Raw genomic sequence first — 15,768 nt, forward strand, 5'->3', positions numbered from 1 at the left:
TGCCCGATGTGCGGGCGAGGTGTGACGGCTTCGGCCGCTGCACGTAAGGCGATGACGCCGCTCCGCCAGGCGCCTTCTGCGCGTCACCGAGTCGCCGTCGTCTCCGCGGCGTTGCGATGGTCGGTAACACCCTGCGCGTTGTCCGCCCCGCCTGCTCCCAGCGCCTTGTACAAGGCGATTTCCCCGCGCCGTTGCGCCAGTTGGCTGAGGGCCAGCGTATCGCGCGCCTGATTCAGGCTGCGCTGCGCCACCAGCACCGGCAGGTAGGCGCTCAGTCCTCGCGTATATAGCTGGCTGGCCTGTTGCAGGGCCTGCTGGCTGTCGGCCACGGCCTTCTGCAACGCGGCTTGCCGCTGACGTTCGCTGGTCCAGGCGGTCAAGGCGTCCTCCACGTCGCGCAGCGCCACACTCACGTCCCGCTCGTAGACGCGACGCACGGCGTCGGCGTTGGCCTGTGCCGCGGTTATGCCTGCCCGCGCGTGGCCGCCGTCGTAGAGGGACTGGCCGCCCCGCATCGCCGCCGACCATGCCAGGCTGGCGCCGGAGAACAGGTCGTGGATGACGCTGGCGCTGGTGCCGAACCCCAGGGGAATGCGGAACCTGGGGAAGCGTTGGGCCTCGGCCACGCCGATCTGCGCGGTGGCGGCGGCCAGGCGGCGTTCGTCCGCGCGCAGGTCGGGGCGTTGGCGAATGACGTCCGAAGGCAGCGACAGCGGCAAATCGGCTGGCATGGGCAACGCGGGGGCGGGCGCGGGCGTGGCGAGGGCGGCGTGCCAGTCGCCGGGAAACCCGCCCGTCAGCACGCCTATGGCATGCCTGAAGCGGGCGACGTCCGCATGCAGCAGAGGTGGCTGCGCCTCGGCCATTTCTCGCTCGGCGCGAGCCTGGGTGACATCGGCCGGCGCTCCCAGACCGCTGCGCTGCGCCTGTTCGGCCAAGTGCTCGGCTTCGACCAGCGTGCGGATGTTGTCATGTGCAATGAGCAGGCGCTGTTGCGCGGCGCGCAGCCCGACGTAATCGGACACCACTTCGGCCACCAGGCTCACCTGCAGCGCACGACGGTCCTCGGCCAGCGCCTGGATGCCGGCATCGGCGGCCTCGACCGCGCGGCGCGTGCCGCCGAACAGGTCCGGCTCCCAACTGGCGTCGAAGCCCAGGTGCCAGGTCCGCGCCTGTCCGCCGGTTTGTGAGCCCAGTGCCTCGCTGCCGCGTACGGCCTCGCCGGCGGCGCCAAGCGAGACCTCGGGCAGGCCGGCCGCGGCGATCTGCACGCGCTCGGCGCGGGCCTGGCGCAGGCGCGCCAGGGCGATTTCCAGGTCCTGGTTGTGCGCCAGGGTCTGATCGACCAGGCGGTCGAGCAAGGGATCCTGAAAGGCGCGCCACCAGGTGCGCAGGTCGTCGTGGTCGCCATCGGGCGGGGCGGCGTCGGCCTCGATCCAGTGCGCGGGCACGTCCGGCGCTTGCGTCTGGTAGTCCGGGCCCACGGTGCTGCAGCCGGCCAGGACGGTCAGCAGCGAGGCCAGCAGTGCCTGCCGAAGGCGTGGCGGCGTGCGAGGGAGGGATGCATGCATGGACTCGCCCTCACATCCAGCGGTGCAGCAGCGAGATCAGCCGGCCCTGGGGCACCGGCGCGCCTGCCGAGGGCGTGACCTCGATGCTGCCGGTCATGCCGACCGCCAGCACAATCTCATGCGGGACATGCTCGAACTCGACACGCACCGGAATGCGCTGCGCCAGCCGGACCCAACTGAAGCTGGGCTCCACGCTCGGCAGGCCCTGCGCGTCGGCCTGCTGGTTGCTGTCGGTGATGCCCCGCCCGATGCTTGCCACTCGCCCCTGTAACACCGGGTCGAAGCCCATCAGGCGGATGCGCGCCGCCGCGCCGGGCTGGATGCCGTGCAGCTTGGTTTCCTCGAAATACCCGGTGATCCAGAAGCTGCGGGCGTCGATCAAAGCGATGTTCGGCTGGCCCGCCACGGCGTAGTCGCCCTTGTTCAAGCGCAGGTGCGTGACGTAGCCATCGGTCGGTGCGCGCAGCACGGTGTGCGCCAGGTCCAGCTTCGCCCTGTCCACGGCGACCTGCGCGCTGCGCAGGTCCGCCTGGGCGATGGCCACCGCCTGGTTCGTGCGCTGGATGTCCTCGGCGGGCACCAGGCGTTCCAAGCCCCGGCGGCGCCGCGCCTCCTCGGTCTTCTGGCGCCAGGACACCTCGGCCGCCGCCCACTGCGCCTCGGCCTGGGCCAAGGCAAGCGCGAAGCTGGCGCTATCGATGCGGTAGAGCACGTCGCCCTGTTTGACGTATTGATCGTCCGTGACCGGAACCTCGGCGACGGTGCCGGGCACTTCGGGGGCGATGCGCACGATCTGCGCGCTGACCCGGCCATCGCGGGTCCAGGGGGCGACGACGTAGGCGCGCCACAGTGCGCTGACCAGGAGGCCGGCAGCGACGGCCGTCGCGAGGGTGAATCCTGCCCGTAGCAGCAGCTTGGCGGGGAAAGAGCGTTCAGACATAGAGCACCAGAAGGGAAACGAGGCAGAGGGACATGGCGAACTCGAACAGGCCCGGATGCCACACCCGGCGCAGCACTCCGCTGCGCGCGAGCACGAAGCGCAGGCCCAGGTGGATGGGCAGGGCCAGGCAGGCGTAGACGAAGAAGGGCGGCAGGTAGATGCCGGCGAAGGAGAACTCACTGAGCATCGGCGTGGCCTTCAGAGGTCGGTACGACGGCATCCACATGGCGCTCCAGCAGCGCGGCGATGTCGAGCAACACGACCGTTACGCGTCGCACGTCATCCGTCGCGGTGTTGGCGCGCGCCGGCGAACGCGCCAGGGAGGTCGCCGCGCGACGGGCATGGCGCGCGGCCCGAGCGGGATCGCCGGCCAGCTGGCGCATATGGCGCAGCGTGCGCGCCACCACGCGTGGCCATTCGGCATCCTGTTGCGCCTCGCGCAGCCCGCGGCGCAGGCGCAGGACTTCTCGACCCAGATGCAGGCTGTTCAGTGCCTGGGCGATGGCGCGGTCCATCGCCTGCGGCTGCGTCCTGAGCAAGGCACCGAGTTGCGCGATACGGTGCTGCTGGCGCCATTGCCAGCCTTGGGCATCGGCCGGCTCGCCGCGCAAGGTGCCTAGCGCTTCGTCGCGGATGCGCTGGCGCAGGCGCGTGATGTCGCGCATCGGATTGCGCGGCAGCACGATCCTGAAGCCCAGCAGGGTGAAACAGGTCGCCAGAATCCAGGCCACGGCGCTATTGAGGAACAGCGCGAAGTCGTAGCGCATCGGGTTGTCCGGCGCCGCCAGCGATGTGAATGCGACCAGGTAGGCCACGCCGGCCAAGGCATGCCGCGGCATCGTCGTGGCATATACGCCGGGCAGCCAGAACAGGCACAGGACCACCAGCAGCAGCGGCAGACCGGAAAGCGGCGGCAGCACGATGAAGGTGCACAGGAAGGCCATCGCCACGGCGGCCGCCGTGCCCTTGATGAATTCGATGGCGCCGAGCACGGGGTTGGGCGCGGTGGACAACAGTGCACAGGCGGCTGCCAATCCAGCCAGCATCATGTTGCCGTCGGTCCAGCCCGTGGCGATCCAGAAGGCGCCGCCCATGATCACGGTCAGCAACGCGCGCATGCCATTCTCCAGGGCTGCTGCGGTGTCGCGGTGGAATGGCACGGAGACACGCGCCGGCGTCGGCCTGGGCTGGTGGAAACGCTCGATGCCCTCGAGGGCTTGGCGGTAATCGTCGAGCTGCTCGATCAGGCGATCGCCCGCGATCATCAGCGCGGCCTGCCCGTCGGCGTCGTCCATCGAGGTCGCGGTGAGCGCGGCCACCAGCCGGGCGCGCAACTCGGCCAGCCGCAGGATGGCAAGCGCCCTTCCGGCCGGGCCGGGTTCCCGCTCCAGCACCTGCCCGACCTCCCGCCATGTCTGTTCCCAGTCCGGCTGCAATGCGCCCAGCGCAGCGAGGCCGGCGCGGTGTTCGCGCAGGGGCGGCGCGCCCCCCACCAGGGCGGAGAACAGCGACACCATCGTGTGTCGCACCGTACCGGCACGGTGGGCGAGATCGGCGGACTCGGCCTTTCCCAGCGCCAGCAGGTCGTCCACGCCATACACCTCGGTGATGAGCGAGCGCCGTGCGGCATCCAGGGGCCGGGCGCCCGGCTCCGCGCCGCCCTGCATGGCCTGGTGATGCGTCGCCAGCACGCCCGCCGTGGTGGTCGCCAGGCGGTCGAGCAGCGTGGCCAGGCGGCTGTGCACGCTGCGGCTGCTGAACAGGGCCGAGACCAGCGCCAGGCAGACCACGCCGATCAGCACGGAAGCGCCGCGCCCCATCACCTGGTCGAAGGTGAGTTCCGGATGCTGCATGGCACCGTAAGCTGCCAGGCCCACGGTGTAGCCGGCCAGCGTCGCACCGTAGGCCCGGAAATGACGCAGCAGCGTCATGCCCGCCACACAGATTCCCAGCCACAGGCCAAAGCCGAGCAGGAACAGCCAGGGCATCTGGCCGAAGGCGCTCATCAGCACGAAGGCCGCCAGCATGCCGACCAGCGTGCCCAGGACCCGCCACGTTCCTTTGCCGATCACGCCACCCTGAATAGGGTTGATGACGAGCAGCACGCTGGAAGCCGCCGCGTAGGATGCGTGCAGTTTCAGTAGATAGGCCACCACCAGGGCCAGGCAGGCGGCCAGCAGCGAACGCATCACATAGGTTGCACGGGGTGTCGTCAGATCCAGATACGGCAGCCCACGTGCCAGCCTTTCCCAAAGCCGCGAGCGGGGTGGAACGTCGCCCGAATCCGCTTCAGGCACATTCGCCGAATGCATCATTCAACCCTTCCTGCAGTGACCGATGCGCATCACCGTAGGCAGGGCAAACCATTCCGAAAAGTGAATTTATTGCACTCGCATGGGTGCGCTAAACGCACGCATAGGAGCAGGCCGTGCGCTATGGCTTGGCGCGCTTCGCCGTCTGCGCCTGGCTTTCGTTGCAAAGCGTATGAATGGTCTGTCGCAGCCATTGATGGGCCGGGTCGCTCTCCAGGCGCGGGTGCCAAGCCTGCGTCAGCAGCACCGTTTCCAGGGGCGTCGGCAGCTCGAACAGGCGAATGTGCAGGCCAGCGGCCAGCGCGCTGCTGGCCAGGTGTCGGGGCAGGGGCAGCAGCAGGTCCGAGTCCTGTAGCGCGAACAGCGCGGTGTACGGATTGGGCACCACCAGGGCGACATGCCGGCGCAGCCCCTGCGCTTCCAGCGCGGCATCGACCGGCCCGACGGCCTTGCCGCGCCGCGACACGTTGATGTGTTCCCAGCGCGTGAGGCGTTCGGGCGTGATCTCGTCGTCGAAAATCGGATGGTGGGCGCGCGCGACGCCGACGAATGTCGTGGTGAACAGCGACTGCACGCGAATCTCCGGCCCGAGCGTGCGCGAGGCGCTGATGAACAGATCGATGCGGCCGCTGCGCAGCGCCTCGTCGTCCACGTCGTCTTCCTCCGGCGAGAAGCGCAGCATCGCGCGCGGCATCTCCCGCGCCATCGCGTCGAGGAGATGGCCTAGATGGATGCTCACGAACTCATCGGTGGCGCGGACGTTGAAGCGCCGTTCCAGCGACTTCAGGTCGATCTCGGCGCCGGACGAGAACACCTGCGAGGCCTGTTCGACCGCCATCCGCACCTGCTCGCGCAGTGCCAGCGCCTTGGGCGTGGGCATCAGCTTGCGGCCGACCTGGACGAACACCGGGTCGCCCAGCGCCTCCCGGATGCGGCTCAAGGTGCGGCTCATCGCCGGCGCGCTCAGGTGCATGCGGCGCGCGGCGCCGATGACACTGCCCTCGTCCAGCAGGGCGTCCAGCGCCAGTAGGAGATTGAGATCGGGACGTGGCACGGGTTGCCCTCTTGATATTTACCTGCATGCAATCCTAGGGCTTTCTGGATAACGGCTAAAGCATGCAGGAGCGGTTGGAACTCAGCCTCCGCGAGGCCGGCCACGGCTTTGCGCCGTTCGAGGGCGGACCTGATGAGCACGTGATGACTCATGGGAAGCCGCCGCACGAGGGATGGGAAGGTTCCGGGAACGCGCCGGCCTACGTCGGGTCGCCCAGCAAATTGTGCTGCTGGAGAAATGAAAAAACCGGCCTCGGCCGGTTCTTTCGTTTCGCTGACACTCAGTTCAGCGCGTCGCTCAGTGCCTTGGCCGGCACGAACTTCACCACCTTCTTCGCGGCGATCTCGATGGCCTTGCCGGTCTGCGGGTTGCGCCCGGTGCGTGCCGGACGGTCGCCGACCTTCAGCTTGCCGATGCCCGGGAGGGTCAGTTCGCTGCCGTTTTCCAGGGCGTCGCTGACGATTTCGCCGAGCTGCTCGAGAACGGCGCGGACGGTTGCCTTGGGCGCGTCGGTGGCTTCGGCGATATCGGTGATCAATTGGTCTTTGGTCAGGGCCATTGTGCTGCTCCGTAGTGCGGTGCGTGAGTGCGCCGGCAGTCTAACCCGCCAGGCCGCGCGCCAACCATCGCGGGATGGTCGCAGCGGGGGTGTCGCGGTTTAGCGGCTCTTACGTGGCGCTGCTAGATTGAACGCATCGGTGATGCCGGTGCACGAGGCATCCGGCCGAAGCGATAGCGACCCGCGATGACAATAAAGTAAGGAGCTGTTCATGTTGCAATCCTTCGCCGACCTCAATTTCCGCTGGAAAATCGCACTGCCCATTCTCCTGCTCGCGGCCTTGCTGATCATCACCGGTGCGCTGGGCATGCAGACGATCCGCTCGGTGGCGTCGGCGGGCGAAACCTTGAGCCGGCATCACTTGCCGGCGATCACCCTGTTGCTGAATGCAGACCGCGACCTTTATCAGGCCTTCGTCGCGGAGCGCAGCCTGCTGAGCGATGAAAACGGCCAGCAGGGCGACGCGTTGCGCAAGTCGCACGCGGAAAACTTGCAGCAGAGCTACGACCGCGTGCATGCCTACGCGGCCATGCAGCCGACAGCGCAGGCCCAGGCGCTGATCACGCGCTTCGAGCAGGGCTTCGCGCTGTGGAAGGCGACATCGCTGCGGGTGGTGCAACTGGCGGCGAGCGATCCCGGCGCGGCGCGCGCCTTGAGCTTCGGCGACAGCGAGAGCCAGTTCGGGAGCATGCGCGAGGCGATCGACGAACTCGGCAACCTCGAGGAGCAGGCGGCCAATCAGCAGGGCGAGCAGGCGGACGCCAACAGCCAAAGCGGCCTCTGGCAGCAGGGTCTGGTGGTCGGTCTGGCCTTGGCGCTCTGCCTGGTGCTGGTGCTGGCGTTTCCCTCGCTGGTCACCCGGCCGTTGCAGTCGCTGCTGCATCGCATCGAGCAAATCGCCGATGGCGACGGGGACCTGCGACCGCGCCTGGAGGTGTCTTCCCGCGATGAGCTGGGCCGCCTGAGCGTGGCGTTCAACCGCTTCCTCGACAAGCTGCAGCCGCTGATTCGCGAAGTCGGTCGGGTGACCGGCGAGGTCGCCGATTCCGCCCGGCAGCTTTCCGGCATGGCGGCGGCGAATGATCAACTGATCGGCCGCGAGCATCTGGCGGTGGATCAGGTCAGCACCGCGGCCACGCAGATGAGCGCGGCGGTGAACGAGGTCGCCCGTAGTGCGCAGAACGCCGCCGAGGCCGCGCAGCAGGCGGAGGAGCAATCGCGCCAGGGCGCCGAAGTGGTCGATTCGACCATCGGTTCGATCCGGACGCTGGCGCGCGATGTGGAAAGCGCGTCCGAGCGCATTCGCACCCTGGAGCATGAGGCGCAGCAGATCGGCGCGGTGCTGGCGGTGATCAAGGGCATCGCCGACCAGACCAACCTGCTGGCGCTGAACGCGGCCATCGAGGCGGCCAGGGCAGGGGAGCAGGGCCGTGGTTTCGCCGTGGTCGCCGACGAGGTCCGCGCGCTGGCCGGGCGCACGCAGAACTCGACCAACGACATCCAGCAGATGATCGAACGGCTGCAGCAGGGCGTGCACAACGCCGTGACCGCGATGCAGGCCGGCAGCCAGCAGGCGCGCGACAGCGTGGAGCGTGCCGCGGGCGTCGACCAGGCGATCGGGCGCACCGGCGAGTCGGTGCAACGGATCAACGACATGGCCGCGCAGATCGCCACCGCCTGCGAGGAACAGAGCAGCGTGACCGAGGAAATCGCCCGCAACATCAGCGAAATTCGCGACCTGTCGAACCAGGCGGCGCAGACGTCCGGGGAAAGCACGCGGGCCAGCGAGCACCTCTCGGCGCTCTCCGAAGGGCTTGCACAACTGGTCGGCCGGTTCCGTGTGTGAGACCGGTGACGCGTGCCAAGTGCTTGTGCGGGATAGTTTTTCTTTAACGGCCGCTGCCGGTTGTAAGTTGCCGGCGAGTCGGTACAATGGCGCGGCCCATCGCCAGGTGGGCGTCGTTATGGTGGCCCTGCCGGTCCCCCCGCAACGATCAGCCGTGAACCCGGTCAGGCCCGGAAGGGAGCAGCCGCAGCGGTGACATCGTGTGCCGGGGTGTGGCTGGTAGGGTCCACCTCCATAACGTATATCATTGATTTTTAACGGTTTTTCGCTCTGATCACGCCAGTGATCCAGCGTGTCTTGCGTACTCCCCTGTGTCACTCCGATCTTCCCTTTCAGGGTCGTAGGGCAGGCGGTCACGCGTCCGTTGTTCCCCATGTCGAAACACGACGTTCTTCGCAGGTTTGCGCAGGCGCGAAGCGTGATTCTCCGGCGTGGCTTCGTCTTCATTCTGAGGTCGCCACAGATAGCCGGCTTCGCTTGGTGCTGTTGGCGCGGGCTCAGTCAGTGTCGTCTTGCGTGCCGATGGCCGCTCGTTCGGGGTATTTGGAAGGTGGCTGTACGCCCGAGCGCAGTGAAACGATGGTACCGGGCGGGAGGGCGCTTGCCCGTTCTTTCAACGAAGGGAGCCAGACGGCAGTCTGCCCTGACGCTCGCCCGGCACTCTTTGCCACAATCGGATGACTTCGACAGGCTCGTGCCGGACATAAATATCGCTTACCGCGCTCCTTCATAAGTTTTTTACCCTTTCTCGTTTTTCTGCATTCACCCCAATTATGGCTGGCGAGCCTACTTAATAACTATTAGCAAGCCAGCTAACAACATGCCGCCAGAAAAACATACGTGATCGACTAAAGTAATTGTGTTTGCTTCAGATATACCTAAGGCCCAAATCCGTTGGGTATGCCAATCGAATATCAAGTGGGTGACTCATGGACATGCTGCGTAGCATCAAACTATCTACCCGGTTAATCGCCGCATTCGTAGTCTGTGCAGTCATCACATTGGGAGTTGGTCTCCTCGGCCGCTCGGGTATCAATACGCTTGGAACTACGATCGAAGGCATAGTCAGCAACAACCTTTTGTCGGTCTACAACACCGGCAGCGCTCGCGCGAGCGCCTATGCATTTTCCAGGGCCATGCATGGTGCCCTGCTAAACAAATACTCCCAGGGCGACCCGGCCAAATTTGAAGCGGCTGTGCAATCCATGGCCGATAACCAGAAAGAGGTCGATCGCCTTTTCAAGGCTTACCGGCAGACACCTCTCGCCGATGATGAGCGCGTGGCGGGCGATCGATTCGAAAAAGCCTGGCCACCTTATGTACAAGGGGCAAACAAAGTAATCGGGTTGGCGAGGGCCGGCGACGTCGATCGCGCAGCGCGTTTATTGCAGCAGGAAGTTTCGCCGGCTTTCCAAGGTATCATTGATGATCTTCAAGACATTGTTACCTCCAACTACCGTCAAAGCGGTGAATCCTCGGACGCGGCGGACATCGCCATTGCTAATGCCTCTTGGGTTTTGGCCATAGGTATAGGCATAGCTTTCCTAGCAGCTATTGTTTTAGGAATAATTATCACGCGCTCCATAACGCGACCGCTTTCCACCGCGATACGCAGCGCCGAGGAAGTAGCGGAGGGTGATCTTTCCAAGAACATCGAGATCACTGGGCAAGATGACGTCAGCGTACTGTTGAATGCGCTGAGTAAGATGCAGGGCAATCTCCGCGTGACTGTAAAAGAGATACGGAGCGCTGCTGACCAATTGGCTTCTGCCTCCGAGGAGCTCAATGCCGTTACGGAGGAAAGCTCGCGCGGACTGGCGCGGCAGAACGATGAGATTCAGCAAGCGGCAACAGCCGTGAACGAAATGACGGCTGCCGTGGAGGAGGTCGCCCGGAACGCCACCGGTGCCTCGGAAGCCTCCGAACAGACCAGTCTCAGTGCCGTGCAAGGACGCGACCAGGTGCGCAGAGCGGTTGCTTCGGTCGGGGCCATGGCGGATGAAATCGCAAACTCAACCGGCAAGGTCGAGGTGCTTGCGACCCGTGTCAACGAGATTACCCAGGTACTCGAGGTGATCAGGGCCATTGCCGAGCAGACCAACCTCCTTGCGCTGAACGCAGCCATCGAAGCAGCCAGAGCGGGTGAGCAGGGGCGAGGTTTCGCTGTCGTGGCGGACGAAGTACGCGCGCTTGCCCACCGTACCCAGGCATCGACGGCGGACATCGAGTCGATGATGCAGCAGGTCCGCTCGGGCGCTGAAGAGGCTGTGCTCGCGATGAACAAAAGCAAAGCGCTGGCGGCCGACACGCGCGCCCAGTCTGTCGAGGCTGGTCAGGCACTCGATCGGATCACGGAAGGGGTCTCAATCATCAACGAAAGGAACCTGGTGATCGCCAGTGCGGCCGAAGAACAGGCGCAGGTTGCACGTGAAGTCGATCGTAATCTGGTCAATATCCAGGATCTTTCCTCGCAAACAGCGGCGGGGGCAAATCAGACCAATGCTTCGAGTTTCGAGCTGTCACGTCTGGCGACATCGTTCGGCGTTCTGATCGGCCGATTCAAAATCTAGCCGCAACGGCTGGCCGGGGTCATCCGCGGCCTGGAGCGAAGGCTTGTCGGAGTCGTTGACGGCTGAGCCAGGGCGCATTCATGTTTCCCGAGGGCCCTGGCATTAAAGATTGGTATCGGTGTTTTGAACATCGGCTTTTGCACTGATCTGCCGGCACCGCCCGGGATGCGCAGGTCGCGAAGCCCCCAGTTACCCGTCGCACCCTTAGGCCCTGGGTGGAAAGCAACCGCGGCTCGACCCGCAGCGTGCCATGGCGCGCATACTCAAGGCTGCCTTCGCCGCGACGCTCGGGTGTTTCCCGCTGCAGACGGCGGTTGCCTCCGTCCGTGCGCGCCTGGCGAGTGGATACATCCGCTATCGGCAAGCCGGATGCAATTTGCCCGGTGCTCCGCTAGCATTAGCCCTCCTTCCGCTACCCTCCTGCGACGGTTCGATGAGTTATCAGGTTCTTGCACGAAAATGGCGTCCGCGCTCGTTCCGCGAAATGGTCGGCCAGACCCATGTGCTCAAGGCCCTGATCAACGCGCTGGACAACCAGCGCCTGCACCACGCCTATTTGTTCACCGGCACGCGTGGCGTGGGCAAGACCACCATCGCGCGGATCATCGCCAAGTGCCTGAACTGCGAGACCGGCATCACCTCGACGCCCTGCGGCACCTGCTCGGTGTGCCGGGAGATCGACGAGGGGCGTTTCGTCGACCTGATCGAGATCGACGCCGCCAGCCGCACCAAGGTCGAGGACACCCGCGAACTGCTCGACAACGTGCAGTACGCGCCGAGCCGCGGGCGCTTCAAGGTCTACCTGATCGACGAAGTGCACATGCTCTCCAGCCACTCGTTCAACGCGCTGTTGAAGACCCTGGAAGAGCCGCCGCCTTACGTCAAATTCATCCTTGCCACCACCGATCCGCAGAAACTGCCGGCGACCATCCTTTCGCGCTGCCTGCAGTTCTCGCTGAAGAACATGACGCCTGAGCGGGTGGTCGAGCATCTCACCCACGTGCTCTCCGCCGAGAACGTGCCGTTCGAGGCCGACGCGCTCTGGTTGCTCGGTCGCGCCGCCGATGGCTCGATGCGCGACGCCATGAGCCTCACCGACCAGGCCATCGCCTTCGGCGAGGGCAGGGTGCTGGCCGCCGACGTGCGCGCCATGCTCGGCACGCTGGACCACGGCCAGGTCTACGGTGTCCTGCATGCGCTCATCGAGGGCGATGCGCGGGCGATGCTCGAAGCGGTACGCCACCTGGCCGAGCAGGGCCCGGACTGGAACGGCGTGCTCGCCGAGATGCTCAACGTGTTGCACCGCGTGGCCATTGCCCAGGCGCTGCCGGATGCGGTGGACAACGGCCAAGGTGACCGCGAACGGGTGCTCGATCTGGCCCAGGCGCTGGCCGCCGAGGACGTGCAGTTCTACTACCAGATGGGCCTGATCGGCCGCCGCGACCTGCCGCTGGCGCCAGACCCGCGTGGTGGTTTCGAGATGGCCCTGCTGCGCATGCTGGCGTTCCGTCCGGCGGATGCCGACGGCGCGCCGAGTACGCCGCTAAAGAATCCGGGAATCAGCAGGGCCACCACTGATTCCACGACCAACCCGGTGGCCGGCGCCGCCATTGCCGCGCCGGTCGTGCAATCCGTGCCCGCCGCCGTTGCGCCAGCGCCGGTGGACCTGACTCCGCCTGCGCCGGCCGAGCCTGCGCCGGTAGCGGTTGCCGCCCCTCCGCCCGCGCCGGTTGCGCCTGCCGCGCCCGCCGCGCCCGCCGCCGCGGAAAAGATCAGTCCTCCCTGGGAAGAATCCGGGCCGGTCGAAACCGCTGTCGCCGCCGAGCCGTTAGCGGCACCGTCATCCGTCAGCGCCGGGGCCGCCGATGCGCCGGTCATCCAGTCGGCGGAAGTGAGCGAACCGGTCGACCATCCGGCCGCCAGCGAAGCCCAGGTGCTGGATGTCGAGACCGACGCGGATGACGATGACGACGAGCCGCCGCCGGCCGACGAGTATTACGAGGTCGATGGCGAAGCGTTCGATTACCTGGAGTCGCTCGGCGACGAAGCGGCCGACGACAGCGCCACCGACGCGCAGAGTCTGGCCGATGTGCAACCCGCCACGGGGCTGGCGGCGGAGTGGCTCGAACTGTTCCCGCGTCTCGGCCTGAGCGGGCTGACCGGCAGCATCGGCGCCAACTGCAGCCTGGTGGCGGTGGAAGGCGACGTCTGGCGCGTGCACCTGGAGCCGACGCAGAGCGCGTTGTTCAACGCCAACCAGCAGCGCCGGCTGAACGATGCGCTGAACCAGTATCTGGGCCGCACCCTCAAACTCGAGGTCGAGGTGCGCAAGCCCGAGCAGGAAACCCCCGCGCAAATGGCCGCGCGCAAGCGCGCCGAGCGCCAGCACCTGGCGGAGGTCGCGATCCAGTCCGACCCGCTGGTGCAACAGATGATCCAGCAATTCGCCGCGGTGATCCGCGACGGTACGATCGAACCCGTTGAAACCCTGAATACCGAGGTGACCCCATGATGAAAGGTGGCATGGCCGGCCTGATGAAGCAGGCCCAGCAGATGCAGGAAAAAATGCAGAAGATGCAGGAAGAGTTGGCCAATGCCGAGGTCACCGGGCAATCCGGCGCCGGGCTGGTCAGCGTGGTGATGACCGGTCGCCATGACGTCAAGCGCGTCAGCCTGGACGACAGCCTGATGCAGGAAGACAAGGACATCCTCGAAGATCTGATCGCCGCCGCGGTGAACGATGCGGTGCGCAAGATCGAGCAGAACAGCCAGGAGAAGATGTCGGGTATGACGGCGGGGATGCAGTTGCCCCCCGGTTTCAAAATGCCCTTCTAGTTTGTTCGTGCCACCCATGGACGGCACCGGCCGGCGTTGCCGACGAACTCGGAATCCTCATGTGCAACAGCACACTCCGGTTCCTCGTCCGTCGGCGGCTTGTCCGCTACCGCCCCTGAGCGCCCCGTTCCATTCTTTCGCCTGAACCTGGGGTGGATGTCGCTTAACCCCTCCACCACGGCGCTGCCGGTGTAACGCAAGGTGTCGTTCACCTGCGTGAGAGCTGTTACAGCGCTGTACCTTCTTTCGTCCGTTCGCACTCACTTCGGTAATGTCCATGAGCTTCAGTCCGCTGATTCGCCAACTGATCGATGCCCTGCGCATCCTGCCCGGTGTGGGGCAGAAGACCGCGCAGCGCATGGCGCTGCAGATGCTCGAGCGCGACCGTAGCGGTGCGCTGCGGCTGGCGCATGCGTTGAACGAGGCGATGGAGCGGGTCGGGCATTGCAAACGCTGCCGCACGCTCTGCGAGGAAGAGCTCTGCCCGCAGTGCGCCGATCCCAATCGCGACGACAGCCTGCTCTGCGTGGTGCAGGCGCCGATGGACGTGTTCGCGGTGGATCAGACCGGCTTTCGCGGGCGTTACTTCGTGCTCAAGGGGCACCTGTCGCCGCTGGACGGGCTCGGCCCGGAGGCGATCGGCGTGCCGGAGCTGCTGGCGCGCATCGCAGAGGGCGCGTTCAGCGAGGTGATCCTGGCTACCAATCCGACGGTGGAAGGCGAGGCGACCGCGCACTACATCGCCCAGTTGCTGATTCCCAAGGGCCTCTCCGTTTCGCGGATCGCCCACGGCGTGCCGCTGGGTGGCGAGCTGGACCTGGTCGATGGCGGCACCCTGGCGCATGCCTTCAATGGCCGCAAGGCCATTACGCTCTAGCTCCGCTCTCGTAGCTCGATTGCAATTCCCTCCACGCTACGAGATTTCCCCGTCGGCGATTCGATAGCGCGTGCTGCGCCCGCCGCCGGGCAGGTGTTGCAGATATCCCTTCTCCTGCAGATCGCCCAGATGGCGTGTGGCAGTGGCCTTGGAAACCTTGGCGACGCTCTGGTACTGCGCGGCGCTGATGCCGTTCTCGAAGCCGCGCTCGCCGCCATCCAGCAGGCGATTGAGCACCTTGAGCTGTTCTGCGCCCAGCGCGTGCTGGCGGTGGCGCTGCCAGTAGCGCGACTTCGCCGGCACCCGGTCGATGCGCGCCAGCGCCTGTCGCAGGCTGGCGAGCAGGGTACGCAGGAACCAGTCGAGCCAGGCGCTGATATCCAGATCGGCCTTCTGGGGCCCCTCCAGTGCGCGGTAGTAACCAACGCGATCCTCGAGGATGCTGACGGACATCGCGTGGAAGCGGATGGCCTGGCTCTCCGCCTGCGCCAGCGCCAGGTCGGTGAGGGCGCGGGTCAGGCGGCCGTTGCCGTCGTCGAACGGATGCAGCGTAACGAACCACAGGTGGGCGATGCCGGCGCGCAGCAGTGGATCGAGGCCCGCATCCTGCCGGCTACTGGCGAACCAGGCGAGAAATTCGCTTAGCTGCCGTTCCAGGCCGTCGCGCGGCGGCGCCTCGAAGTGCACGGTGGGGCGGTCGATGCGCGCCGATACCACCCGCATCGGTTCGTCCCCGCGCAGCACCCGGCCACGGATACGCGGCGAGGCGCTCTGCTCGCTGAACAGCAACCCGTGCCAGCGCAACAGCGGGCCTCGTCGAGGGGCTGTCCGGCGTGCTGGGTGGCGTCCAGCATCAGTTCGGCGAGGCCCTCGCTGCGCGGGCTGACGCGGCCGTCCCGGTCCGCCTCCAGGCGGAGTCGGCGGGCCAGCGACGAGCGAACCGAGCCCACGTTGAGCTGTTCGCCCTCGATCACCGAGGAGGTGACGATGTTCTGCAGCAGCACATCCAGTTCATTCTCGGCGCCGAGCGAACTGGCCGTCGCGCCTGCCATGCCGAGCAGCCTGCCCTGCGCCTGGGCGCATTCGCGCAGCAGCGGCGTCAATCGCTCAGACTGCCAGCGAAAATGCGGCCAATCGGGCTGTTCCCAGATCCCGCGCGGGGTACTCATGGCGGTTCTGCCTGGTTGCGCCGAGCCGATTGGAG

General features: G+C 66.2%; 11 protein-coding genes, 1 other RNA gene and 1 pseudogene. 6 read left to right on the plus strand and 7 right to left on the minus strand.

Going from position 1 to position 15,768, the window contains the following annotated elements; all coding sequences use genetic code 11:
- Positions 1 to 83: 83 nt before the first annotated feature.
- The 6 genes from QMX85_RS00975 to QMX85_RS01000 form a co-directional block, all read right to left on the minus strand.
- Entirely contained in the window at positions 84 to 1,571 is a 1,488-nt protein-coding gene (locus QMX85_RS00975; protein WP_282338304.1) for an efflux transporter outer membrane subunit, read from the minus strand.
- Between the two features lie 10 nt (positions 1,572 to 1,581).
- The gene (locus QMX85_RS00980; RefSeq protein ID WP_282338305.1) at positions 1,582 to 2,511 is read right to left on the minus strand and encodes an HlyD family secretion protein; all 930 of its coding nucleotides are present in this window, start codon (positions 2,509 to 2,511) and stop codon (positions 1,582 to 1,584) included.
- A complete protein-coding gene (locus QMX85_RS00985; protein ID WP_282338306.1) occupies positions 2,504 to 2,698 on the minus strand; it encodes a DUF1656 domain-containing protein in 195 nt (64 codons plus the stop codon). Before QMX85_RS00985 ends, QMX85_RS00980 begins: the two co-directional genes overlap by 8 nt.
- Positions 2,688 to 4,826: an FUSC family protein gene (locus QMX85_RS00990; protein ID WP_282338307.1), complete on the minus strand. Its 2,139-nt coding sequence runs from the start codon at positions 4,824 to 4,826 to the stop codon at positions 2,688 to 2,690. Before QMX85_RS00990 ends, QMX85_RS00985 begins: the two co-directional genes overlap by 11 nt.
- 118 nt (positions 4,827 to 4,944) lie before the next feature.
- Positions 4,945 to 5,877, minus strand: a complete 933-nt coding sequence (locus QMX85_RS00995; RefSeq protein ID WP_282338308.1) for a LysR family transcriptional regulator — start codon at positions 5,875 to 5,877, stop codon at positions 4,945 to 4,947.
- 280 nt (positions 5,878 to 6,157) lie between these two features.
- Positions 6,158 to 6,436, minus strand: a complete 279-nt coding sequence (locus QMX85_RS01000) for an HU family DNA-binding protein (RefSeq protein ID WP_090229412.1) — start codon at positions 6,434 to 6,436, stop codon at positions 6,158 to 6,160.
- A gap of 211 nt (positions 6,437 to 6,647) precedes the next feature.
- On the opposite strand from QMX85_RS01000, the gene QMX85_RS01005 reads away from it, so the two are divergent.
- The 6 genes from QMX85_RS01005 to recR all read left to right on the plus strand — a co-directional run bounded on the left by QMX85_RS01005 (position 6,648) and on the right by recR (position 14,564).
- Positions 6,648 to 8,282 carry a methyl-accepting chemotaxis protein gene (locus tag QMX85_RS01005; RefSeq protein ID WP_282338309.1) on the plus strand — a complete coding sequence of 545 codons (1,635 nt, stop codon included), beginning with the start codon at positions 6,648 to 6,650 and terminating at the stop codon, positions 8,280 to 8,282.
- Positions 8,283 to 8,410: 128 nt separating this feature from the next.
- Positions 8,411 to 8,507: signal recognition particle sRNA small type (gene ffs, locus QMX85_RS01010), an RNA gene on the plus strand.
- 704 nt (positions 8,508 to 9,211) lie between these two features.
- A complete protein-coding gene (locus QMX85_RS01015; protein WP_282338310.1) occupies positions 9,212 to 10,852 on the plus strand; it encodes a methyl-accepting chemotaxis protein in 1,641 nt (546 codons plus the stop codon).
- 433 nt (positions 10,853 to 11,285) lie between these two features.
- Positions 11,286 to 13,364: a DNA polymerase III subunit gamma/tau gene (dnaX, locus tag QMX85_RS01020; protein ID WP_282338311.1), complete on the plus strand. Its 2,079-nt coding sequence runs from the start codon at positions 11,286 to 11,288 to the stop codon at positions 13,362 to 13,364.
- Positions 13,361 to 13,687 carry a YbaB/EbfC family nucleoid-associated protein gene (locus QMX85_RS01025; protein WP_090229404.1) on the plus strand — a complete coding sequence of 109 codons (327 nt, stop codon included), beginning with the start codon at positions 13,361 to 13,363 and terminating at the stop codon, positions 13,685 to 13,687. Before dnaX ends, QMX85_RS01025 begins: the two co-directional genes overlap by 4 nt.
- Before the next feature lie 277 nt (positions 13,688 to 13,964).
- Positions 13,965 to 14,564 (plus strand): recombination mediator RecR, encoded by a 600-nt coding sequence (gene recR, locus QMX85_RS01030; protein ID WP_090229400.1) that lies wholly within the window; start codon positions 13,965 to 13,967, stop codon positions 14,562 to 14,564.
- A 36-nt stretch (positions 14,565 to 14,600) separates the two neighbouring features.
- Here the strand turns inward: recR and QMX85_RS01035 are convergent.
- Positions 14,601 to 15,733 (minus strand): annotated as a pseudogene (locus QMX85_RS01035) (Fic family protein).
- Positions 15,734 to 15,768: the final 35 nt, after the last annotated feature.

Source organism: Pseudomonas sp. PS02288 (assembly GCF_029959715.1).
GTDB lineage: Bacteria > Pseudomonadota > Gammaproteobacteria > Pseudomonadales > Pseudomonadaceae > Pseudomonas_O > Pseudomonas_O kuykendallii.